The following is a 23467-nucleotide window of genomic DNA, read 5'->3' as shown; positions in this document are numbered from 1 at the left end:
GCAGATCCAAAACTGACGGCGCGTCCCCTGCGCCTTTGAGGCACAGCGCCCAGCTGCCCCCGAATCAAACTGCCGGAACCTCACGGTCCCGGCAGCATTGCATCGCTTCGATTGGGCAGCCAGAGCTACCAGTCGATTTTACTGGTTGAGCACTGCCTTCTCCGGATTCGGCGGGAATGCCGGATCGGTCTTCTGGCCGCGCAGCAGCTGTTCGGCATAGATCAGCTGCAGATCGTCCTTCGGATCCGGCGGCACATAGGCAGCCGAGCCCGAGCCGGTATCGCTCTCGTCGGCGCCCTTGATATGGCCCTTGAGGTCCGATTCGCCGCGCGTCAGGTCCCTGCCCTGCAGTTCGGGCGGCAGCGGCTGGTCGACCTTGATATCGGGTGTGATACCCTTGCCCTGGATCGACTTGCCGGACGGCGTGTAATAGAGCGCCGTCGTCAGGCGCAGCGCGCCGTTCTCGCCAAGCGGGATGATGGTCTGCACCGAGCCCTTGCCGAACGACTGCGTGCCGACCACTGTGGCGCGGCGCAGGTCCTGAAGCGCGCCGGCGACGATCTCGGAGGCGCTGGCCGAACCGCCATTGACGAGCACGATCAGCGGCTTGGCGCCGATGTCGTCGCCTGCCTTGGCGTCGAAGCGTGTGACGTCCTTCGGGTCGCGGCCGCGGGTCGAGACGATCTCGCCACGGTCGAGGAAGGCGTCGGACACGCTCACCGCCTGGTCGAGCAGGCCGCCCGGGTTGAGCCTGAGATCGAGCACATAGCCCTTGAGCTTGTCGTTCGGCACCTGCTTCTTAATGGTGTCGATGGCATTCTCGAGGTCGTCATAGGTCTTTTCGGTGAAGGAGGTGATCTTCATGTAGCCGATGTCGTTCTCGACCCGGAACTTGACCGCCTTGACCTTGATGATATCGCGCACCACCGTCAGCTCGATCGGCTTGTCGGCGCCCTGGCGCAGGATGGTCAGCTTGATCGGCGTGTTGACCAGGCCGCGCATCTTTTCGACTGCATCGTTGAGCGTCAGGCCGCGAACCTCTTGGCCGTCGATCTTGGCGATATAGTCGCCGGCCAGCACGCCTGCCTTGGCAGCCGGGGTGTCGTCGATCGGCGTGATCACCTTGACCAGATCGTTCTCCATGGTGACCTCGATGCCAAGGCCGCCGAACTCACCCTTGGTCTGCACACGCATGTCCTGCGCCTGCTCGGCATTCATGTAGGAGGAGTGCGGGTCGAGCGAGGTGAGCATGCCGTTGATGGCGTTTTCGACCAGCGACTTGTCGTCCGGCGGCGTCACATACTGCGCCCGCACGCGCTCGAAGATGTCGCCGAAGATCGCCAGTTGCTTATAGGTCTCGGAGCCTGCAGCGTTCGCCGTCGAGCCGGGCGCGCCATAGACCAGGCTCATCGCTGACGCGCCCATCAGCGCACCGGCAATAAGAAGCGACAGTTTCCGCATCATTTCACGTCCTTCCAGAGAAGCGGTCCGCCCACCATGGGGTCGGATCGACGGGTTTTCCATCCTTGCGGAACTCGACATAGAGTTCCGGCGTGGCATTTCCATTCTTCGAGGCCGAGGTGCTTGCCACCCGGGCCTCTCCCATCGCGCCGACCGGCTCTCCTGCGAGCACCGACTGGCCAGACGCGACGCTGATTCTGCTCATCCCCGCCAGGACGACATGATAGCCGTCTCCCGCATTGAGGATCAAGAGTTGACCATAGGAGCGAAAAGGCCCCGCATAAAGCACATTTCCGTCCGCCGGTGCCGTGACGATGGCTCCCGATTGTGTCGCAACCATGTCGCCAAGCATCACCGCGCCGTTACCGTCATCGGCCCCGAAACGCAGCTTGATCTTGCCGGTGACCGGCAGCGAGACTTGTCCCTGAAGTGCCGAAAACGGCGCGGCGGCGGTGAGGCGGTTGCCTTCCGGCACGGGCAGCGAAGCCAGCTCCGTCGACGCGGTTGTGCCTGCATCGGCGTTATCGGCGTCCGGCTTATCGCTGTCGGCCGCTTTCTGTTCGCCTGCCTTGACGGCATCCGCCGCCTTGCGGCTCTTGTCGGCTTCAAGCGAAGCGATCAGCTCTTTCAGGCTGCCGGCCTTGGCCGCAAGCGCCTGGGACCGCTGCTTTTCAGCGGCCATCGCCGTCCACGTGTCCGCCTCGAGCTTCTGCTTGGCTTCGAGCAGCATGGAGAGGCGTTTCTTTTCCGCCGTCTGCTCGCCGACCGCCGCCGTCAGCCGCGTCCGCTCGGCCTCGATCGAGGCCGTCACCCGGGTCTGTTCCCTGAGGTCGGCCAGCAATTTGTCGGTCTGCTGGCGCAGTTCCGGAACCACTGCGCCGAGCAGGATGGCGCTGCGCACCGACGACAGCGCGTCTTCCGGCTTGACCAGGATCGCCGGCGGCGGATTGAGCCCCATGCGCTGCAGCGCGCCCAGCACCTCGGCCAGCACGTCGCGCCGCGCCGCCAGCGAGACACGGATCTTCTGTTCCTCGCCCTTCAGTCCTTCGAGCCTGGCGCCGATATCCTCGATGTCCTGGCCGAGCTTCTGCTCGGTCATAGCCGACTGGATAAGCGCCGCGGTGATCGAGGCATGGTCCTTCTTGACCGAAGCAATGTCGGCGGCGAGCTTGGCCAGCCGTTCGGACGACAGCGTGATCTCGGCCGACACCTTCTCATATTCGGCACGGCTCAGATCGGGGTCGGGCGCCACGTCCAGCGTATTTTCGGCCCGTGCAAGCCCGAGCGACAGCAAAACCACCGCCGCAGCGATGCCGCAGCGCGCGTGCCGGAAGCCCGTTCGTGATTTCCCGTTGTCAGCCATTGAAGCCCGACTCTATGCGTGGCTTCGTTAACGAACCATCAACCATGATCGAACCGAAGCCTAGCACAAAACAGCCGCGCATTGGGGCGGAAATCCGGACGATTGACCCTCGACCCACTGATTTACGAACGGTGGTAGGGATGTCCCGAAAGAATCGTTGCCGCCCGATAGAGCTGCTCGCCCAGCATGACACGCACCAGTTGGTGCGGCCAGGTCGCCGCGCCGAACGAGACCATCAGCTCAGCCTGATCGCGAATCGACTGGTCGTGCCCGTCGGCGCCGCCAATGGCGATGACCAACGCCTTGCGTCCGCCATCGCGCAGCTGGGCGATACGGCTGGCGAAATCGTCTGAGGACAGGTTTTTGCCGCGTTCGTCGAGCAGGAACAGCGCCGTGCCCGGCTGCAGCTGTGCCTGCAGCTTCTGGCCTTCCTCGCGGCGGCGCTCATTGGCGTTCTGGGCTCGTCCCTCGGCGATCTCGGCGACACCAGAGAATTCGAACCCGATCGCCGGGCCGCTCTTGGCGAAACGCTCGAAATAGCGGTCGGCGAGCTCTCTCTCGGGGCCGGCCTTCATCCGGCCCACGGCATGAACTGCTATCTTCATCCCTGCCTCGGCGAGCTTTCAATCCATGTCGCACCCAGGATGGTTACGACATGAGACGAAGCTCAGTGCAAGGTCTCTTCCTCGAGGTCCGGCGCCTGCCACATCTTTTCAAGATTGTAGAATTCGCGGACTTCTGGGCGGAAGACATGGACGATGATGTCGCCTGAATCGATCAGGACCCAGTCGGCGCCGGACAGCCCCTCGACGCGCGCCGTGCCGAGACCGGCATCCTTGAGCGCCTTGAGCAGGTGGTCGGCGACAGCCGAGACATGACGGTGCGACCGGCCCGACGCGATGACCATATAGTCGCCGAGGCTCGATTTCCGCTGAATGTCGATTGAGACAATATTTTCGGCCTTGGAGTCTTCCAGACTGGCAAGGACTGTCTTGATGGCACGGGACACGGCGTCATCTACGCTGATCCTGGCCGGCGAAGGCATGATGTCAGCCTTCTTCCGCAATGCTGTTCTCAGTGTATTTCCTTTCGCAGCAAGAACAACCAAATCACCCACGAAATCAGGTGACACCCTATAGATAGGCAGAGTTCCCTTGCAGTTTCAAGACGGGAGGCCCTGCCACCGCGAACGCAGTGCACGACTTCCGGTTCCGGAGCCTTGAGAAAAATCGGAACCCATGGCCGCGGCAGGGGTTATCGACACACCCCCCAAACGGATTTTCCTGATGCCAATCGACCCCCAGAACACGCTGCTCACCGTGCAGGCTGGCCTTGCGCAACTCAGCACACTGATCGTTTCCTATTCCTTCTCCGCCATCGGCGCCATCATCCTGCTGGTCGTCGGCTATCTCGTCGCCGGGCTCGCAGAACGATCGATCTCAGCCGGCCTCGGCCATATCCATGGTTTCGACGCGACGCTGCGCCATTTCTTCTCGAAGATCGTGCGCTACGCCATCCTGATCCTGGTGGTCATCATGGTGCTCGGCCAGTTCGGCGTTCAGACGGCCTCGATCATCGCCGCCATCGGCGCCATCGGGCTGGCAATCGGCCTGGCGCTGCAAGGCACGCTGCAGAACATCGCCGCAGGCATCATGCTTCTGGCGCTCAGGCCATTCCGCATCGGCGAATATGTCGAGGTCGGCGCCATTTCCGGCACCGTCGAGGAAATCGGCCTGTTCGCCACCAAGCTCCGCACGACAGACGGCGTCTATGTGCTGGCGCCCAATTCGACGCTGTGGAACCAGCCGGTGCGCAATTTTACCCGCAACGGTGTGCGCCGCGGAGACATCACGCTGAGCATCGGCTCCTGGAACGACATCGACCTGGCGCAGAAAACCATGCTGGGCGTTGCCGGCGGCGAGCGCCGCGTCAAGCGAGAGCCGGCGCCGATCGCCTTCGTCGCCACGGTGGGCGATGCCAGCGTCGCCATCACCTTGCGCTACTGGACCACGGCGGCGGATTTCTTCGCCACCCAGATCGATCTCACCAAACGCGTCAAGCAGGCGTTCGACGCCGAAGCCATTTCGGTTCCCGCACCTCCGCCGGAGGCTCGACAGGAAACTGCCGCCACCAGGCAGTAGGAGCTGTGAAACCGTTCAGCGCTTATCTTCCGGGGCGTAGGCGAGCTCCACCGGCAGCGGCGCCTGCGCCGACATCGGCGCGAAACTGCTGGTCTCCGTAGCGGGGACGGCGCGCGTGGTGGCCACTCGCCACAGCACGAACAGGCAGAAGACAGTGGCGATGACGATGGCCACATAAATGAAGGCCTGCGTGCCATAGACAGCCGACAGGGCCGTCACGATACCCGGCACGATGAACCCCGACAGCGACCAGGCAAACAGCAACGAACTCGACAGCGCCACCATGTCGTCCTTGCCGGCGCGGTCGGCGGCATGCGCGCTGGCCAGCGAATAGATCGATTCCGAGGCGCCGTCCCAGACGATGTAGATCACCACGAGCACCATCAGCGCGCCGCGGTCGAAGCCGATGGCCAGAATACCGGCGACGATGGCCAGTGCCGCAGCGCCGGCCAGCACGTAACGGCGATCGGTACGGTCGGAAATCCAGCCGAGCGGTATCTGCAGGATCAGCGTGCCGACGGGCATCGCCGACAAAAGCAGCGCCACATCGGCCTGGCTATAGCCTTTGGCCGTGGCATGGATCGGTGCGAACCCGGCGATCGCCATCGACAGACCGCCGACGGCCAGCATGCCGGCCACGCCGACCGGCGAGATCCGCCAGGCGCGGCCAAGCGCCACGGAGGCTGCGCGAGGTGGCGGCGGTTGAGCCAACCGCGTCATGCCGACCGGCAGGATCGACACTGCGGTGAAGGCAATGCCGATCAGCGGCGCCTGCGCCGTCGCGATGTCGACCGCCGCCAGCAGGGCATAGCCGACGCCAAGTCCGGCGACATAGGCGACGTAAAACACCGCCATCACCCGGCCGCGAATGGCGTTTGCGACGGCATCGTTGAGCCAGCTCTGGGCGACGATGAACAGGCCGCATATTGCAAAACCGTAAAGCGCGCGCGCCGCGATCCACAGCAGCGGGTAGGTGCCGGCGCCAATGGCAGCATTCGACAGCGCTATCAGCGCCGACAGCACCATGAAGGCGCGGGCGTGCCCGACGCGGCGCACCAGCGGCCCGGTCAGGATACAGCCGGCAAGCCCGCCGGCCGACAGGCCGGTGATGATCAGCCCGGCCCAGGTCGGATCGAAGCGCTCGACGCCAAGCCGGACCGGGATATAGGCGAACATCAACCCGTTGCCGACCGCGATCAGCGCCATCGACACGATTACGCTGGCAATGGCGATGACGGGCGCCGGCGGGGCGCCATGATTGGGGTCGATGTCGGTCTGGTTCACTGAAGTGGCCATATCCAGCGCAGCATCGCCCAGCCAATCGCGAAAGGCCGCCGTAAAAGCGACATCGGCGATCTGGTCTTACGGAGTTACCCCTTGGCTTGCTGGCGAATAGCACTCGATGACAGCGACGAGCGTGGGCCGTGGATGAAGGTCCAGGCCGGCGCCTTCATGCGCGCGAGCCGGGGCGCATCACCCTCGTCGACGCGGGCATAGTCGAACGTCTTGGCCACGACCGAGGACAGGAAGGACAGCGTCGCGCCCGGGCGGTCGATGACCGCGATGGGGAAGGTCATGACGATCTGGCGCCAGCGCTGCCAACGGTGGAAATCGCGAAGTGAGTCGGCGCCCATGATCCAGACGAAGTCGACGCCGGGATTGCGTGCCTTGACCAGCGCCAGCGTGTCGGCGGTGAAGCGAATATGATGCGCCGCCTCGAAGGCGGTGACCTTGATCTTCGGGTTCTTGGCGACCTGCTCCGACTGGAGCAGCCGGTCGCTCAGCGGCGCCAATTCCCTGGTGCTCTTCAGCGGATTGCCAGGCGTCACTATCCACCATAGCTGGTCGAGCGCCAGCCGCCTGAGCGCGATTTCCGCCACCAGCGCATGACCGGCATGCGGCGGGTTGAACGAGCCGCCGAACAGGCCGACGGCAAGGCCCTTTTCGGCATGCGGCATGCGGAGGTAGTGCGAGGAAAGAGGCGCCCCACCCTCCCCCTTGTGGGGAGGGTCGATCCGCGAAGCGGAGCGGGGTGGGGGGATTGCAGAATTCAGCGTCGTACCCCCACCCGGCTCGCTGCGCTCGCCACCCTCCCCACAAGGGGGAGGGTAAGGCCAGCGCTCAAGGCCTCACCTGTCCCGACCCGCGCACGCGGTATTTGAACGAGGTCAGCTGCTCGACACCAACCGGTCCGCGCGCGTGCATCTTGCCGGTGGCGATGCCGATCTCGGCGCCCATGCCGAATTCGCCGCCATCGGCGAACTGCGTCGAGGCATTGTGCAAAAGGATCGCCGAGTCGATCTCGTTGAAGAACCGCTCGACCGCTTTGGTATCCTCGGCGATGATCGCCTCGGTGTGGTGTGAGGAGAACGTCTCGATATGGTCGATGGCACCGGCAATTCCGTCTACCAGCTTTACCGCGATGATGGCCTCGAGATATTCGGTCATCCAGTCGGCATCGGTCGCCGGCTTGGCGTCGAAGAACAGCTTCATCACTTCCTGATCGGCATGGATCTCGCAGCCGGCGGCGCGTAGCGCGTCGAGGATCGGCACCAGATGTGTGGAGGCCACCGCGCGGTCGACCAGCAAAGTCTCTGCAGCGCCACAGACACCGGTGCGCCGCATCTTGGCGTTGACGGCGATCCTGACCGCCATGTCGAGATCGGCCGAGCGGTCGATGTAGAGATGGCAGATGCCTTCAAGATGGGCAAAGACCGGCACCCGCGCCTCGCTCTGGACGCGCCCGACCAGGCTCTTGCCGCCCCGCGGAATGATGACGTCGAGATTGCCGCCAAGCCCTTTCAGCATCTCGCCGACGGCGGCGCGGTCGGTGGTCGGCACCAGCTGAATGGCGTCTTCCGGCAGGCCGGCGGCCTTCAGCCCCTCGACCAGGCAGGCATGAATGGCGGCGGACGAATTGAGCGAATCCGAGCCGCCGCGCAGGATCACCGGATTGCCGGCCTTGAGGCAGAGCGCGCCGGCATCCGCCGTCACATTCGGCCGGCTTTCATAAATGACGCCGACAACGCCGAGCGGCGTGCGCACGCGCTCGATCTGCAGGCCGTTGGGGCGATCCCAGGCGGCAATCACATCGCCGACCGGGTCCCTGAGCTCGGCGATTTCACGGATGCCATCCGCCATGGCACGGGTGCCCGCCGGATCGAGCTTCAACCGGTCCATGAAGGAGCCGGACAAGCCCGATTCGTGTCCGTTAGAGACATCGATGGCGTTGGCATCGAGAATCTGCTGCTGGCGCGCGATGATCGCGTCGGCCATGGCGAGAAGTGCGGCATCCTTGGCGGCGGCGGTCGCAATCGCCAACGGTCGGGCGGCCGCGCGGGCGCGGCGGCCGATATCAGCCATCAGCGCGACGGTGTCATCCCCGGATTGTTCATGCAACTTCAGCATGTCTCATCCTCCGCTTACCTCGCCCCCGGCCCATAGCTGGCCGGCAGGCCGTATCTGGTCACCCGGATCGCTCACCACCAGATCGTCCCTGTGGATCATCGCCGAGCGCGCCTCGTAGCCGAGCACGGTTTCGATCTCGGCGGTCTTCAGGCCTGCGATCCTTACGGCATCGGCGGCATCGTAGGCAACAAGCCCGCGCGCGATCTCGCGCCCTTCCGGCGACAGGATGGCCACCGTGTCGCCGCGCGAGAAATTGCCGCTGACCAGCCTGACGCCGGCCGGCAGCAAAGATTTGCCGGACAGCAGCGCACCGATGGCGCCGGCGTCGACGGTGAGCCGCCCGGCCGGTTCGAGCTGGCCGGCGATCCAGGTCTTGTAGCCTTTCACCGGATTGGCGCTCGGCCTGAAGAAGGTGGCGCGCTCGCCACGTTCGATCGCCATCAGTGGCGACAGCCTGGTGCCCGAGGTGATGATCATGGCGGTGCCGGCGGCGGTGGCGATCTTGCCGGCATCGAGCTTGGTGCGCATGCCGCCGCGCGACAGTTCGGATGCGGCCGCCCCGGCCATAGCCTCGATATCGGGCGTGATGCGGTCGACCACCGGAATGAATTTTGCATCGGGATCGCGCGCCGGCGGCGCCGTATAGAGCCCGTCAATGTCGGAGAGCAGCACAAGCAGGTCGGCGCCCATCATCGTCGCCACCCGGGCCGCCAGCCGGTCATTGTCGCCATAGCGGATTTCGGAGGTCGCCACCGTGTCGTTCTCATTGATGACCGGCACCGCCTTCATCTTGAGCAGCGTCGAGATCGTCGCGCGGGCATTCAGATAGCGGCGGCGCTCTTCGGTGTCGCCCAGCGTCAGCAGGATCTGGCCCGATTTCAGCGAACCCTTGCCCAGCGCATCCGACCACGCGCCGGCCAGCGCGATCTGGCCGACGGCCGCAGCCGCCTGGCTTTCTTCCAGCTTCAGCGCCCGTTTGCCGAGACCGAGAATGGTGCGGCCGAGCGCAATGGCGCCGGACGATACGACCAGGATCTCGGCGCCGCCATTGGCGAGCACCGCAATATCCTCGGCAAGCGAGGCAAGCCAGTCGCGCTTCAGGCCGCTGGTGCGGTCGACCAGCAAGGCCGAACCGATCTTGACTGTGATGCGCCGGTATTTTGTCAGCGATTGCGCCGTCATCGCTATTGGTCCCAGCGGGTCTCGACGGGAGCGGCAGCCCTGTCGCGCGCTTCGCCGACAACCGCCATCAGCGCCCGCAGCACCGCTTCGACGCCCTCGCCGGTGGCCGCCGACAGCAGCATCGGCGCGCGGCCGGCAGCGCGTTTGAGCGACGCAACCTTCTTCTTGCGCTCATCGGCGTCGAGGATATCCACCTGGCTGAGCGCGACGATTTCGACCTTCTCGATCAGCCCATTGCCATAGGCGTCGAGCTCGGCGCGCACGGTCTTGTAGGCCTTGCCCGGGTTTTCCTCCTGCGCCGAGACCAGGTGCAGAAGTACACGCGTGCGCTCGACATGGCCGAGGAAGCGGTCGCCGATGCCGACACCCTCATGCGCGCCCTCGATGAGGCCCGGAATGTCGGCGATGACGAATTCGCGCGCATCGATGCGGGCAACGCCGAGGCCGGGATGCAGCGTGGTGAAGGGGTAGTCTGCGATCTTCGGCTTGGCCGCGGTGACGGTTGCCAAAAAAGTCGACTTGCCTGCATTGGGCAGCCCGACCAGGCCGGCGTCGGCAATCAGCTTCAGCCGCAGCCAGACATTCATCTCTTCGCCGGGCTGGCCCGGATTGGCGCGGCGAGGCGCCTGGTTGGTCGAGGTCTTGAAATGCTGGTTGCCGAAGCCGCCATTGCCGCCCTTGGCCAGCAGGAAGCGCTGGCCGACCACGGTCAGGTCGCAGATCAGCGTCTCATTGTCCTCGGCAAACACCTGGGTTCCGGCCGGCACCTTGAGCGTCACATCGGCGCCCTTGGCGCCGGTCATGTTGCGGCCCATGCCGTGGACACCGGTCTTGGCCTTGAAGTGCTGCTGGTAGCGATAGTCGATCAGCGTGTTCAGCCCATTGACCGCTTCCAGCCAGACATCGCCGCCGCGGCCACCGTCGCCGCCATCCGGGCCGCCGAACTCGATGAATTTTTCGCGCCGGAACGACACAGAGCCGGCGCCACCGTCGCCGGAGCGGATATAAACCTTGGCTTGATCGAGAAATTTCATTGGACTACGCAGTTTCTGTTGGCCTTGCGGCTTTGCTTTAGATCTTGCGCCTTGCTCTAAACCAAGGCGCGGCCAAGGGCGAGGCCGTTTTGCGACTAAAGCGCCGGATGCCCTTTTGTCGGGGACGCGGTAGCAGTGTCGCGTACGGAGCTTGAGGGGCGCGGGAATGAAGGTTGTAAGCTACAACATCCAGTACGGTATCGGTCTGGATGGCCGCTACGATCTCGGCCGCATCACCGAGGCGGTTCGCGGCGCCGACGTGATCGCGCTGCAGGAAGTGACCCGCAACAATCCGAGGAACGGCAACCGCGACATGGTGGCCGAGATCGGCGAGGCGCTGCCCGAATATTTTGCCGCCTACGGCAGCAATTTCGAGGTCAATGTCGGCTCGCGCCTGGAGGCCGGCCGCGCCATCACCACCACTTTCCAGCTCGGCAACATGGTGCTGTCGAAGACACCGATCCATCTGTCGCGCAATCTGCTTTTGCCACGCAGCCGCAGCCTTGAGGCGATGAACTTCCAGCGCGGCGCACTCGAGGCGTTGGTCGAGACCCCGCTCGGCTTCATCCGCTTCTATTCCACGCATCTCGACCATCGCAGTCCGGTTGAACGCGCCAACCAGATCCGGTTCCTGCGCCAGCGCCTGTTGAACTATGCCTTCGAGGGCGGCGGCCTCTCCGGCATTCCCGAGATCGGCCTGCCGGACCTGCCCTATCCCGAAGCCTTCATCGTCATGGGCGACTTCAACATGCTGCCCGGCTCGCCCGAATATGTCGAACTCGTCGGCCGCCCGGACCATGAATTCGGTATGCCGCTGACCGCCGATCTCGCCGTCGACGTCGCCCAGCGCCTGAACACACCAGACGTCGTCACCTGGGTCGATCCCACGCGACCCGAAGACACAAGCCGCCACAAGCGCATAGACTACATCTTTACCTCGGCCTCGCTCGCCGGATCGCTGAAGCGCCTGTGGGTCGACCGTCAAGCGGTCGGTTCGGACCATCTCCCGATTTGGGTCGAGATGGGCTGAGTTGAGTCCGATCCACAACCAACGTTGCCAAACCAGTCGTTTGGAGGCACGCGCCTAGGTGTGTTGAGATTCAGGTCAGGCCGAGCCGAAAACACTGGTTTTCGAGAACCGGAGCGGAGCGTACTTAAGTACGTGCACCGGAAGCGCATAAACCCGCATTTGCAGGCCGGCCTCACCTGAATATCAAAACACCTAAAAATGCACCCAATTGCGCAGGCTGATCCAGGTCTTTCTGTCCAGCCGGTACCGCTCGACCGGCACCTGGCCGGCGACGATCGAGTTCAGCATGCCCTGGCCGGCATACTGGAAGCCGCATTTGTGGATGACCCGGCGCGAGGCCGGATTGATCACCCGCGTCGAAGCCTGCAGCACCTGGATCGACGTCCGTTGGAAGGCGAGGTCGACCAACGCGTGCGCGGCCTCCGTCGCATAGCCGCGCTTCCAATAGGGCTCGCCGATCCAGTAGCCGAGTTCCAGCCCGCGATCGGTCATGTTGAGGCCGGCGCAGCCGACGAAAATGTCGGTGCCGGCCAGCGTCAGGGCGTAGGCGATGCCGGCCCGGCGCGACCTGGTCATGGCCAGGAAGGCGCGTGCCTCGGCCTCGCCATAGGGGTGCGGCATGCGGGCCAGCATCTCGGCGACGTGACGGTTGTCGGCAAGCTCGACCAGTTGCGCGATGTCGGCTTCACACGGGGCGCGCATCACCAGCCGCTCCGTGGCCAGCACCGGGCAATCTATCGCGTAACTTTCGTCTTCGGTGTCTTCCGCTTCGGCAACCATTCGACGTCCTCCAGGCAAGAAAAAAGGGGAGATGGAAAACCCATCTCCCCTGATCCTTTTCCTGGCTCCATTCACTGGTTTGGCCAGACACCGGTTCCCGAGATGGGCGCCGGTTTTATAGTGCGGAACCGGCTACTCCGCGGCTTTGGTAATCGGGTTGACCGATACGTAGGTTCGGCCGTTGGCTTTTTTGTTGAAGGTGACTGCGCCGGTCTCGAGCGCAAAAAGGGTGTGGTCCGTGCCCATGCCGACATTGACGCCGGGATGCCAGGTGGTGCCGCGTTGACGGATGATGATGTTGCCCGGGATGACGGCTTCGCCGCCGAACTTCTTCACGCCCAGACGCTTGGAATGCGAGTCGCGACCGTTGCGCGACGAGCCGCCAGCTTTCTTGTGTGCCATCTAACTAACTCCGATGCGCCCTGGGGCGCTTGAATGGTCTTATGAACGCGTTCGCGTTCCGTTTCAAGTCCGATCCGGCGACCTTGTCGCCGGTTCGTTTACTTCTTCGCCAGTTCCTTGGCCTGCTCGCGCCAGTCGTTGATCTGGTCGGTGCTGAAGGGCATGTGCGCGTCGATCTTGGCCACGTCCTTGTCCGACAGCTTGGCAAGCTGGGCGAAGGTGGTGATGCCCTGCTCGTGCAGCTGGCCGGCGGCAACCGGGCCGATGCCCTTGATCACGGCCAAATCGTCCGGCTCGCCCTTCGGCGCCTTGAACAGCGGCGCGGCGACGGCGGTCTCCGTCTTGGCTTCATCCTTCGGAGCAGCCTCGGCTTTGGCTTCGTTCTTCGCCTTGGCTTCCTTCGGCGCGGCCTCGGCCTTCGCCTCGGGCGCTACGTCAGCCTTGACTTCCTTGGCTTCCACCTTGGCTGAGGCCTTCTTGGAAGGCTTGGCGCCACCCAGCAGGATCTCGGCGATCCGCACGGTGGTCAGAAGCTGGCGGTGGCCGATCTTGCGGCGCGAATTCTGCCGGCGGCGCTTCTTGAAAGCGATGACGGTGCGGTTCTTGCCCTGCTCGACGACTTCCGCCGTGACCAGAGCGCCATCGACGAACGGGGCGCCGAAGGTGACATTTTCGCCTTCGCCATGGGCGAGGACGCTGCCGATTTCGACGATATCGCCGACATTGGCTTCGAGCTTCTCGATCTTCAGGAGATCGTTGGCGGCAACGCGATACTGCTTACCGCCCGTTTTAATGACTGCGAACATTTTTTGCCTTTCGCTGTTCGGTCGGCCTCGATGAGCCGCGTCACGCGGTTCGGCCGTCTTTTTGTCAGTCTGCGGGTTCGAAAAACAAGCGGCGTGGAAGAACCCTCCACGCCGATTGCGCGCTTCCCCTAACCGAAGGTTCGGTACGAGTCAAGGCAAACGGGCGGAATCCTTGGCCATGCGGCCTCCTTGCCGCGCCCGATCCCTCCGGTCGAGGACCGGTTGGCCTATCTGCCGACGTGGCCGCGGCGCAGCCCTCCCGGCAAAGCCCGCACAGGAAGCTGAATTTCCCCGTGGATTTGGCCTTGTAACCTGCCCGCCCAGCCGTTATCTAGTGCGCCGCGCCGGCAACGGCCGACCATGACCGCGGAGAGGTGGCAGAGTGGTCGAATGCACCGCACTCGAAATGCGGCATGGGTGCAAGCCCATCGGGGGTTCGAATCCCTCCCTCTCCGCCACCCTACGCCCTGCGGGCTTCGGGTGGCAGGCCACCCGGAACCGCATCTGGGCGTAGGAGTGTCGCCCGAAGCTACGAAGTAGCGTAGGGGGACCGGAACGAAGCAGGATGCCCTCCGAAGCTTCAGCGTAGAGGCTGCCGCTAGGCAACGAGCCCTTGTCTGATCTGGTTCACTTCTTCGATCGGGACTGGATGCCCGGTGAGGAAGCCCTGCATCAAATTTACCCCCAGGCGCTGCAGCAATATATACTGCTCTTCCGTTTCGACACCCTCGGCGAGCACGACATGGCCGAGATTGCGCAGCAGTCCGACCATGTCCCGCAACAGGCTCAAGCCACGAGACGTCTGGCAATCGTGGAGGAAGCTGCGATCGATCTTGACCACGTCGAATTTGAAGCGGCGGAGCCATGTCAGGCCGGCAAATCCCGTTCCGAAGTCGTCCAGCCAGATCTGAACGCCCAGTTTTCGCAACCGCTCCACGTTTCTGACCGCTTGCGCCTCCAGAAAGATGTCACTGCCTTCGGTGATTTCGATGGCCAGTTTCTGGGGCGCAAGGCCGTGCCTGCCAAGGATTTCGGTGATCCGGAGCGAAAAGTTGGGAGCCTTGAGCTGAAGAACGGAGACGTTCACCGTCACGACCGAGCCCAAACCGTATTCCGCCATGTCGCCGCACGCTCGATCGATCAGCCACGTACCCAGCTCCACGATCGCTCCGGTCTGCTCGGCAAGGGGTATGAATACGGACGGACTGATCATGGTGCCGTCGAAGTCACATAGCCGCATCAGACTCTCGTGCCCCAGCACGCGCCCCGACGCCAGCTCGCGAATTGGCTGGTAAGCGACGGAAACGAGCTGGTTGGAAACTGCCACCTTCAGCAGTTCTGAAAGATTTTCGCCGGAGCGATCCTGGCTGGTGGCGTGCGGGTCGTAAATCGTGAACGTAGCCCGACCGGCAAACTTGGAAGCGTAGAGTGCGCGGTCAGCTTCCTGCAGCAGGATTCTAAGCTCTATGCTCTGATCGGCGCGCGTCAACGACGCTCCGGCACTGATCGTGACGATGTTGAGCTTGTCGCCCCGATCAGGGTGATAGATATCCAAATCCTCTACAGCGCGACAGAATTTATTCGTTATCTCATGAAGGTGAGCCCGCCCGGTGACCTTGCAGAGAATGACGAATTCTTCTCCGCCATAGCGGGCCGCGATGGCGTTGTTGGCAGCCGCCATCTCGGAAAGGACATGGGCGAGTTTGATCAGGCAATCGTCGCCGGCCTGATGACCAAGTCCGTCATTGAACCTTTTGAAGTAGTCGACGTCGATCAGAATGAGCCCTATCTCGTCGTCGTCTGCGGCCCAGTCTTCGCGCAGCTCCGAGAATTCTCGAATGATCGCCCTGCGGTTCTTCATTCCCGTGAGCGGATCGGTGTCGGCGATTTCGGTTAGCTTCTGCCCCTTCTTGATAGCAGCCTGCTCCTGGAACTGCGCCCGAAGCGCGTGCAGGAAAGTCTGGTACCGCTCCAGGCTCAGCCGCCAGGAAAGATAAAGCGACAAGACGAGACAGTTCACGAAATAGGCCGACAGCACGATGCGGCCGGCGATGTCGGCCTGAAGGGAGAACATCGCGGCGTACACAAAGCTTGCGGCGACCGTCGCGGAGGCAAGGGCTGAAAGCCAAAAACGGAAGTTGAAGAACAGATTCGCACCCAGGATGAACACTGTGCCAAAAACCATGAAATGGGAGAGGGCATCCTGATGCTCTGTTCCAACAGCGGAGACGAGCCACCCAAGGGCACCGGAGACAATCGCCAGCGCTGCTACAAGGTGCAAGGTGGCAAGGGCAAAGCCCCGTCGGGCGACAAATTCGACAAGCGCCAGGGAAGTGATCCCTAGCGTAACGCGCGTCAAAACAAGCCGGCCGGCGACATCCGGAAAGAGAAACCAATCGAAAAGGCCATAGGCCACATAGCTGAATACAGCAGCCGCAATACCCCATCGCACAAGGCTGCGATTCTCATCGGCATCCTTCTGCAGGAACAGTGTCAGGAGTTCCGGATCGGCGGAATGCCACCGCGGACGTCCAATCGCTGCCGCCACCTTCTGGGCAACGTCCTCGCTCAGTTGCATCGCAACGCTCCTCCGCGATCTGCAGTAGCGAATGCAACAGCCGACGTCGCCTGCGGTCGGGGAATGAAGACGTCCCTGTCCGCAAGAAAAGTCAGATGTCGCTAACCGAGGGTAAACGGGCGGTTCGGATTTAGCCAGTTTGCAGGATTGATGGCCGTCCCGTTGATTAAAATTTTGCTAAAATTTTATTAAAATTGTTAGCATTGGTTGGCGGCGCACCTATGCTGCTGGCCGGGGACCGGGGCGGTAAACCGGAGAGTAAACGGCATGCCTATCAAGCCAAAACTGCAGCTCGACCAATACAGCCTGGTCACCACCAGGCTGATGAAGAAACATGTTGCGACCTCCGAAGAGGCGGCTGACTCCGACGAGTTGAGGGACAGCACGGCCCAGCTCGCCCTGATACTGGACCTTGCTCATCAAGCCTTTGCGCGAAACAAACCGGCCGCCCCCGTCGTCCATCGTTTGGCGGGGCGACTCCACAAGCTCCGCCGGCAGGTTGCTACCGCGGTTTGGCAGAAACTCGTTCCTTTGGCTCAGCAGCATCGGGTCGCGGAATATTTGCTCCAGGACCCGTTCACGCGGTGGTCGGTCGAAAAACCGCGCGGGTATTCGGGCGATGCAGGCCTGCTGGATATTTACTACAAGCATCCGATCGCCGACGAGATCGTGGCCTCGTCGACCTTACTTGGTCGGCAAATCTATGCGTACACCAGTGAAGCTGCCAGTTCGGTGGCGGGGCGCGAGCGGCGGGATATTCTGGCCAGGACCGTGGACGAGACGGCCAGCAGTGTGGAAAAGGCTGAGGTGCTGGCGATTGCCTGCGGCCACCTCAGGGAAGCCGAACGCTCCGACGCGTTGGCCAGGCATAAACTGCAACGTTGGATCGGCCTGGATCAGGACCCCGTCAGCGTAGCCACGGTGAACCACGACTTTGCCGGCACGGCAGTCGAGGCAGTCCAGGGTTCCGTACGCGGCATCCTACGCCGCGCCTACGCCCTTGGCACATTCGATCTCGTCTACGCATCGGGGCTTTACGATTACCTGCCGCGTGCCATCGGCGTCCGCCTGCTTCAAAGAGCCATGGAACTCGTCAAGCCCGGTGGCGAATTCCTGTTTGCCAATTTCAGCGACGAGATAACGACGGATGGTTACATGGAGACTTTCATGGATTGGCCGCTCATCCTACGTTCGGCCGACGATATGTGGGACATCATCAATGCCGCCCTCGGCGGGAGTCCTTTCGACGCGAAAGTCTACTATGGCTCGAACCGGAATATCGTTTACGGCAAGGTGAGGAAGGGCGATCTCTAACTAGGCGCGGGAATCGCGCGCGCATCCCCGTAGCAAGGTAGGTCTGCCATGACGAGGCCATGTCTTCGCCGGCTTTCCGGCGACGGGCGAGCAGCTCGTCCGGGCTGCGGTCGGCCTACGCCGTGTTCGTTCTGCTTGCCGCCATACAGATGTGGCGGCGGTTCCAGCAGCACGACGGTGCTGCCCGCTCGGCGGGCTGCGTCTGGCCGTGTTGCTGGCACTGCCGCTGATCGCCAGGCTGTCGGTCGTGCAATGCAACGCGACTGGCCGGCCTGATCAGGCCTCGAAATAGCCGGGACGGTCGAGATCGGCGATGAGCCCAAGCCCGGTCGGCTGCCATCCCAGCGCAGTGCGGGTCTGCTCACTTGACGCCGACAAGTCCCTGCCGATGAAATGCCCGAGAAAGCCGAAATGCGCAGCCGCCTCCTCGGGGCCTATGGAAACGACCGGCAGGCCGAGCCGGCGGCCGATGATCTCGGCGATCTCTTTGCTCGCCACGCCCTGTTCGGCAACCGCATGATAGCTGACGCCGCCCGCCCCCTTCTCCAGCGCCAGCCTGTACAGGGTGGCGGCGTCGAACCGGTGCACCGCCGCCCAGCGATTTGCGCCGTCGCCGACATAGGCCGAGACGCCCTTTTCACGCGCAATGGCAATCAGCATCGGCACGAAACCGTGATCGCCCTCGCCATGGACGGTCGGCGCCAGCCGCACCGTCGATGCGCGCACCCCGCGCGCTGCGAGCGCCACGGCCGTTGCTTCCGAAGCGCGCGGCATGGAGACCGATGGAGGCGCAGGTTTGTCGTCTTCGGTTGCCGGCCTTCCCTGAGCAAAACCGGCGAGTCCGGAGGTGACAAGCAGCGGCCGCTCGGAACCCTCGAGCGCCGCGCCGAGCGTTTCGATGGCGCGCTGGTCAACTGCGCAACTGGCGGCGAATCTCGAAAAGTCGTGGTTGAAGGCCGTGTGGATGACGCCATCCGATTGGGCAGCGCCGCTGCGCAGGCTCTCGAAATCCTCGATATCGCCGCGATGCGCCTCGGCGCCCGCGGCCACGATCGACTCCGCACCTGCTTCCGACCGCGCGAGGCCAAGCACCTGATGGCCCGCCCCGAGCAATTCCCGCACAACAGCCGAACCGACAAAACCGGTAGCCCCGGTAACGAACACACGCATGATCATTTCTCCTTGGTTTTCGGCGAAGGCCGTACAGGCAGCCCGTTGCCGAAGGAGATAGAAGGTTGCGATCATACGATCTATACTGTAAAATCCGAGATATCTTCGCAATCGTCCGAGAACGCTCATGGATCCGCTGTCAGACGTGCTGTCGCTACTGAAGCCGCGCAATTACCTGTCGGCTGGGCTGGAAACCGGTGGCGACTGGGCGATCCAGTTCCCTGACCAGCAGGCCGCCATCAAATGCGGCGCCGTGGTGTCCGGCCGATGCTGGCTGTCGGTCGAGGGCGTCCCTGACGCGGTGCGGCTGGACGTGGGCGACTGCTTCCTGTTGCCGCGCTGCCGGCCTTTCCGCCTTGCCAGCGATCTCGGCCTGCCGACGGTCGATGCGCGAACGATCTTTTCACCGGCGCGGACCGGCGGCATCACCGTCCATAATGGCGGCGGCGATTTCCTCCTGGTCAGCAGTCGCTTCACGCTGTCCGGCGACCATGCCGGCATCCTGTTGCGGATGCTGCCGCCCATCGTCCACATCCGCGGCGAGAGCGACCATTCGGCGCTTCGCTGGCCGGTGGAGCGGATGATGCAGGAATTGCGCCAGCGGCGTCCCGGCGGCTTTCTCATCGTCGAGCACCTCGCCCACATGATCCTGATCGAGGCCTTGCGCCTGCATATGACCGCGCAAGGCAATGTCGGCTGGCTGTTCGCACTCACCGACAGGCAGATCGGCGCGGCGATCGGCGCCATGCACGAGGACCCGGCGCATGGCTGGACATTGCAGCAACTGGCGGAGCGCGCCGGCATGTCGCGATCGACTTTTGCGCTCAGATTCAAGCAGACGGTCGGGGCCTCACCCCTGGATTATCTGACGCGCTGGCGCATGATGCTGGCCGGCGACAGGCTGATGCATTCCGGCGATCCGGTTTCCGTCATCGCCCTGGCGCTCGGCTACGAATCCGAAAGCGCCTTCAGCACGGCATTCAAGCGCGTCATGGGCTGTTCGCCGCGGCAGTACAGCCGCCAGGAGCCGGACCCGACTGCGCAGGCCGAACGCGAAGCCGCCTGAGGCGGCGATCCGAGCGCCTTGATTACCTTGCCCTTAGAGGCTGTAGCGCGAACGAAACTCGGTGAACGACATCGCCAGATTGTTCTCGTCCACATGGCCGGTGATTCCGTCCACACTGCGCGAGTCGAGTTGTAGCGGGCGAGCCAGAGCGGACAATTGCCGAAGCCGCTCGGATTTCCCAGCGCGCTTCGACCGCTGCGGCCCTTCTGCTCAAATCGATCCCTTGCTTGCTCCATGGCATGCGCTTGACAATCGACTGATTCGCAACCCTTCGGGGATATAAGTATTCCAGTTAACTTAGGGATAATCGGCAGGAGGAACTAGATTTCAGACGCTCAATTGGCACGAGCAAAATCGCGTTTTTCATGCTTTCAGAATGACTTGCTCGCGTGCTGGCGGTTAACCGGCACCAACTTCTCCGATTTCCTTGCCTCTACGGCTGGGTAGCGCAATAGGGTTAATTGCGCGATTGCTAATATGCCTATATCTTAGGCGGCGCGGGGGGCCTCATATCTTCCCGCAGTGGCCGGTGCGGTGAAGCCCCACAAGCATGCCCAACCTGCACCGGCCATTCCCTATCTTTTCCAAGAGCTTCCGTGAAGCCTCTAGGACGCGTCGCGTTTCGGCGATGGTCGATTGCAGGGAGTCCAGTTGGCTCTCCGCTCGGAGCTGGCTACGGCGGGCGCTTTCAATGAACTGGTGGTCAGGTTCCCACCGGTCTTTCATCGGGCTTAGCCTCTCTACAGACGAACGAACTTGTCGAGATGCAGGCGTATCCGCTGGCCCTCAGCATAGGACAGCGCAAACGGTTCAATCACGAATGATCGGGTAATTTCCTGGTCTTCCTTGGCCACAGGAACGGACCATCCGCCGCCGGCTTCGACCACTTCCACGCAAGGCAATGCTTTGCGGATTGGACCCACGTTTCCACCACAGCCTCTATACGAAAAGCAATGGTAACCTCGAGTTTTATACTCCCGTCGAAAGCGGGTTTTCAACAACAAAGATGGTCTGAATCATACCATTCGGGTCAGCGGATAGCGGCTGCCGAGGTAGCGTCTCCAAGGCCGAGAAAACCGCCATCCGCGCGCAACAGCGGGTTTCCATAGTCACGGCTACATCCGAAGAATCGACCGCATAGATTCAGGAATGTGTGTTGTCGTCACGGTTCCATACAATTTAGAAGGCCATTCCCCTACGGCAGGGTAGCGCCAAAATGAAAGGATAAGCGGGCGGGCAAGTTGAAGGCGTACTGATGCCGGATCGGGCTTTGGTCCAGCAAAACCCTTTCAGCCTGGCGTCTCGGAAAGGTGCGCGGCAATGGCGCTCACAAAAGCCTTGCCGAACTCCTTGAGTTTGGCGGCGCCGACGCCATTCACCCCGGCAAAATCGTCGAGGTCTTGCGGACGACGCTCGGCCATGTCGATCAGTGTACGATCCGAAAACACCACATAGGCCGGCACCTGGCGTTCCTTGGCCAGACGCAGCCGCAGCGTCTTGAGCGCCGCGAGCAGCGACGCATCTACATTTTCGCTCTGGGGGCTCTGCCCGGCGCGAGCCGCGCGGCGCGCGGCGCGCGTGCGCATCTCGACCCGATACTGGAACGGCACCTCGTCCCGGCCGAGTGCGTGGCCCTTGTCCGCGATGGCCAACCCGCCATGGCCGGCCGGGTCCGGCATCAGGAAACCGTTCGCGACCAGCTGGCGAATCATAGATTGCCAAAAATCCTTCTTGTGCGCGGCGCCACTGCCGAAGGCTGCCAGCCTGTGATGCCCCCTTGCCGCGATCTTTTCAGTCTCGTGGCCGATCAGGATGTCGATGACATGGCCGGCGCCGAAGCGCTCGCCGCTCTGCGCCACCGCCGCCAGGATGAGGCGCGCCTCGGAGGTGCCGTCGGCGCGCGGCGCCTGTTCCAGGCAATTGTCGCAATTGCCGCAAGGGACCGCCTCTTCACCGAAATAACCGAGCAGCACCTGGCGGCGGCACTCGGCCGTCTCGCAATAGCCGATCAGCGTATCGAGCCGGCCATGCGAGCGGCGCTTGTGTTCGACAGCGGCGTCCTCGTCGTCGATGAACATGCGGCGCATGCGGATGTCGCCAAGGCCGTAAAGCATATGCGCCTCCGCCGCCCGGCCGTCGCGACCGGCGCGGCCGATTTCCTGGTAATAGGCCTCGAGGCTGCCCGGCAGGTCGGTGTGGAAGACATACGCGACATCAGGCTTGTCGATCCCCATGCCGAAGGCGATGGTCGCCACCATGACGACGCCCGACAGCGTCATGAAGGCGTTCTGGTTGGCATCACGCGCCTCCTTGCTCATGCCGGCGTGATAGGCGAGCGCGGGGACGCCGTTCTTTTCGAGGAATGCCGCCATCTCTTCGGTCTTCTTGCGCGACAGGCAGTAGACGATGCCGCTGCGCCCCTGATGGCGCTCGATGAAGTTGAGCAACTGCCGCTTGCTGTCCTGCTTGGGCTCGATGGCAAGCTTGATGTTGGGCCGGTCGAAGCCAAGCACCTGCGTTTCGACACGCCCGCCAAACAGCCGTCTCTCGATGTCTGCCCGCGTCGTCTCGTCCGCCGTCGCCGTCACCGCAATGATCGGTACGTCGGGAAAGATGCCACGCAGCTGCGACAGGTCTTCATATTCGCGCCGGAACGCCGGCCCCCACTGCGAAATGCAATGCGCCTCGTCGATGGCGATCAGGCTGACATCGAGCCTGGCAAGCGCATCCAGCATCCGCTCGGTCATCAGCCGTTCCGGCGCGAGGTAGAGCAGCCGCGTCTGGCCCGACGCGACGCGGCGCCATGCCGCGACATTGGCATCACGGTCGATCGAGGAATTGATCGTATCGGCGGCGACGCCGGCGAGGCGCAGCGCGGCGACCTGATCCTGCATCAGCGCCACTAGCGGCGAAACGACAATGGTCAGCCCACCCTTGACCAGCGCCGGAACCTGGTAGCACAGCGATTTGCCGGCACCCGTCGGCATGACGGCCAGCACATGGCGGCCGCCAAGCAGCGCCTCCATCACCGCGGCCTGTCCGGGACGGAAATCGTCGAAGCCGAACACGTCCTTGAGGACGCGCCGTTTGGGATCGTGCGTCGGCACGCTTGTCGTCAATATCTGCATCACTGATGTTTCGATCGGCCGCCCGAAGCAGCGGCGTGGACAGAACGATTAGCGCAGCCCCTGCGTGACCACAACAAGCAGCAGCAACACCCCACCGGCGATCGACCTGATTGGCATCGTTAAACCTATCTTCACCATGTTGCGGCACCGTCCAACCCTGCGGCGATGTTTCGAGTACCGCTGCGCCACGAGCGCACAGGCAACAGCCCGCGCCTCCCCAGGAGGCGCGGGTTTCCTGTTTCTGGAATTGCCGAAAAAGGTCAGGCCAGGAAATCGGCGCGGTGCGGGGTAAAGCTGTCGACCAGGCGCCCGGCCTCCAGCGCCTTGACGCCGTGCACCAGATTGGACGGCACGATGAAGCTGCCGCCGGTCTCGATGGTCGCGGTGCGGCCGTCGATGGTCACCTCGAAGCGGCCTTCGGCGACATAGCTGGCCTGGACATGCGGGTGCGAATGCAGCGCGCCGACGCCGCCCTTGTCGAAGCCGAACTCGACCATCATCAGCTCATCGGTGGAGACGAGAACGCGCCGCCTGTTGCCGTCCGGCGTCGGCGTCCACGCGCTCTCGCCGGGCTGTGCGAAAATCTTGGCTTCAATCATGACCA

Annotated in this window: 21 protein-coding genes and 1 tRNA gene; 5 read left to right on the top strand and 17 right to left on the bottom strand. The window is 63.2% G+C overall.

Annotation, left to right across the window (positions count from 1 at the left end; translation table 11 throughout):
- Positions 1-138 precede the first annotated feature (138 nt).
- The 4 genes from NKI15_RS18075 to rsfS form a co-directional block, all read right to left on the bottom strand.
- Entirely contained in the window at positions 139-1464 is a 1326-nt protein-coding gene (locus tag NKI15_RS18075; protein WP_023668701.1) for a S41 family peptidase, read from the bottom strand.
- A gap of 1 nt (position 1465) precedes the next feature.
- The gene (locus NKI15_RS18070) at positions 1466-2824 is read right to left on the bottom strand and encodes a murein hydrolase activator EnvC family protein (RefSeq protein ID WP_023668700.1); all 1359 of its coding nucleotides are present in this window, start codon (positions 2822-2824) and stop codon (positions 1466-1468) included.
- Between the two features lie 122 nt (positions 2825-2946).
- Positions 2947-3429, bottom strand: coding sequence for a 23S rRNA (pseudouridine(1915)-N(3))-methyltransferase RlmH (gene rlmH, locus NKI15_RS18065; protein ID WP_352886478.1), 483 nt, complete (start codon positions 3427-3429; stop codon positions 2947-2949).
- A 62-nt stretch (positions 3430-3491) separates the two neighbouring features.
- Positions 3492-3869, bottom strand: coding sequence for a ribosome silencing factor (gene rsfS, locus NKI15_RS18060; protein WP_023668698.1), 378 nt, complete (start codon positions 3867-3869; stop codon positions 3492-3494).
- Positions 3870-4110: 241 nt separating this feature from the next.
- Here rsfS and NKI15_RS18055 point away from each other — a divergent pair, with 241 nt between their 5' ends.
- Positions 4111-4965, top strand: coding sequence for a mechanosensitive ion channel family protein (locus tag NKI15_RS18055; protein WP_023736854.1), 855 nt, complete (start codon positions 4111-4113; stop codon positions 4963-4965).
- Positions 4966-4980: 15 nt separating this feature from the next.
- Here NKI15_RS18055 and NKI15_RS18050 read toward each other — a convergent pair whose 3' ends face one another.
- The 5 genes from NKI15_RS18050 to obgE all read right to left on the bottom strand — a co-directional run bounded on the left by NKI15_RS18050 (position 4981) and on the right by obgE (position 10589).
- Complete coding sequence (locus NKI15_RS18050; RefSeq protein WP_352886475.1) at positions 4981-6261, bottom strand: MFS transporter; 1281 nt, start codon at positions 6259-6261, stop codon at positions 4981-4983.
- A gap of 74 nt (positions 6262-6335) precedes the next feature.
- Entirely contained in the window at positions 6336-6923 is a 588-nt protein-coding gene (locus NKI15_RS18045) for a nicotinate-nucleotide adenylyltransferase (protein ID WP_023693161.1), read from the bottom strand.
- Between the two features lie 163 nt (positions 6924-7086).
- Positions 7087-8373 carry a glutamate-5-semialdehyde dehydrogenase gene (locus NKI15_RS18040; protein ID WP_023834621.1) on the bottom strand — a complete coding sequence of 429 codons (1287 nt, stop codon included), beginning with the start codon at positions 8371-8373 and terminating at the stop codon, positions 7087-7089.
- Positions 8374-8376: 3 nt separating this feature from the next.
- Entirely contained in the window at positions 8377-9555 is a 1179-nt protein-coding gene (proB, locus tag NKI15_RS18035) for a glutamate 5-kinase (RefSeq protein ID WP_023744952.1), read from the bottom strand.
- 2 nt (positions 9556-9557) lie between these two features.
- A complete protein-coding gene (gene obgE / locus NKI15_RS18030; protein WP_023693164.1) occupies positions 9558-10589 on the bottom strand; it encodes a GTPase ObgE in 1032 nt (343 codons plus the stop codon).
- 166 nt (positions 10590-10755) lie between these two features.
- Here obgE and NKI15_RS18025 point away from each other — a divergent pair, with 166 nt between their 5' ends.
- Complete coding sequence (locus NKI15_RS18025; RefSeq protein WP_023704930.1) at positions 10756-11619, top strand: endonuclease/exonuclease/phosphatase family protein; 864 nt, start codon at positions 10756-10758, stop codon at positions 11617-11619.
- A gap of 192 nt (positions 11620-11811) precedes the next feature.
- On the opposite strand, the gene NKI15_RS18020 is transcribed toward NKI15_RS18025, so the two are convergent.
- From NKI15_RS18020 to NKI15_RS18010, 3 genes are all read right to left on the bottom strand, one after another.
- Positions 11812-12399 carry a GNAT family N-acetyltransferase gene (locus tag NKI15_RS18020; protein ID WP_023688901.1) on the bottom strand — a complete coding sequence of 196 codons (588 nt, stop codon included), beginning with the start codon at positions 12397-12399 and terminating at the stop codon, positions 11812-11814.
- 132 nt (positions 12400-12531) lie between these two features.
- Entirely contained in the window at positions 12532-12801 is a 270-nt protein-coding gene (gene rpmA, locus NKI15_RS18015) for a 50S ribosomal protein L27 (RefSeq protein ID WP_015315190.1), read from the bottom strand.
- Between the two features lie 98 nt (positions 12802-12899).
- The gene (locus NKI15_RS18010; protein WP_023704931.1) at positions 12900-13607 is read right to left on the bottom strand and encodes a 50S ribosomal protein L21; all 708 of its coding nucleotides are present in this window, start codon (positions 13605-13607) and stop codon (positions 12900-12902) included.
- 368 nt (positions 13608-13975) lie between these two features.
- Here NKI15_RS18010 and NKI15_RS18005 point away from each other — a divergent pair.
- A tRNA-Ser gene (locus tag NKI15_RS18005) sits at positions 13976-14065 on the top strand.
- A 140-nt stretch (positions 14066-14205) separates the two neighbouring features.
- Here NKI15_RS18005 and NKI15_RS18000 read toward each other — a convergent pair.
- Positions 14206-16185 (bottom strand): putative bifunctional diguanylate cyclase/phosphodiesterase, encoded by a 1980-nt coding sequence (locus NKI15_RS18000; protein WP_023704932.1) that lies wholly within the window; start codon positions 16183-16185, stop codon positions 14206-14208.
- A gap of 267 nt (positions 16186-16452) precedes the next feature.
- Here NKI15_RS18000 and NKI15_RS17995 point away from each other — a divergent pair, with 267 nt between their 5' ends.
- A complete protein-coding gene (locus NKI15_RS17995; protein ID WP_023684116.1) occupies positions 16453-17499 on the top strand; it encodes a class I SAM-dependent methyltransferase in 1047 nt (348 codons plus the stop codon).
- A 276-nt stretch (positions 17500-17775) separates the two neighbouring features.
- Here NKI15_RS17995 and NKI15_RS17990 read toward each other — a convergent pair whose 3' ends face one another.
- Positions 17776-18669 carry an SDR family oxidoreductase gene (locus tag NKI15_RS17990; protein WP_023704933.1) on the bottom strand — a complete coding sequence of 298 codons (894 nt, stop codon included), beginning with the start codon at positions 18667-18669 and terminating at the stop codon, positions 17776-17778.
- A 127-nt stretch (positions 18670-18796) separates the two neighbouring features.
- On the opposite strand from NKI15_RS17990, the gene NKI15_RS17985 reads away from it, so the two are divergent.
- Positions 18797-19735: an AraC family transcriptional regulator gene (locus NKI15_RS17985; RefSeq protein ID WP_023704934.1), complete on the top strand. Its 939-nt coding sequence runs from the start codon at positions 18797-18799 to the stop codon at positions 19733-19735.
- A 740-nt stretch (positions 19736-20475) separates the two neighbouring features.
- Here NKI15_RS17985 and NKI15_RS17980 read toward each other — a convergent pair.
- The 3 genes from NKI15_RS17980 to NKI15_RS17970 all read right to left on the bottom strand — a co-directional run bounded on the left by NKI15_RS17980 (position 20476) and on the right by NKI15_RS17970 (position 23462).
- Complete coding sequence (locus NKI15_RS17980) at positions 20476-20628, bottom strand: hypothetical protein (protein WP_023668683.1); 153 nt, start codon at positions 20626-20628, stop codon at positions 20476-20478.
- Positions 20629-21024: 396 nt separating this feature from the next.
- A complete protein-coding gene (gene recQ / locus NKI15_RS17975) occupies positions 21025-22863 on the bottom strand; it encodes a DNA helicase RecQ (protein WP_352514913.1) in 1839 nt (612 codons plus the stop codon).
- A 260-nt stretch (positions 22864-23123) separates the two neighbouring features.
- Complete coding sequence (locus tag NKI15_RS17970) at positions 23124-23462, bottom strand: cupin domain-containing protein (protein ID WP_023684110.1); 339 nt, start codon at positions 23460-23462, stop codon at positions 23124-23126.
- Positions 23463-23467: the final 5 nt, after the last annotated feature.

The organism is Mesorhizobium sp. M0862, assembly GCF_040319795.1.
Classification (GTDB): Bacteria; Pseudomonadota; Alphaproteobacteria; order Rhizobiales; family Rhizobiaceae; genus Mesorhizobium.
This window is presented reverse-complemented; position numbering and strand designations above follow the sequence as displayed.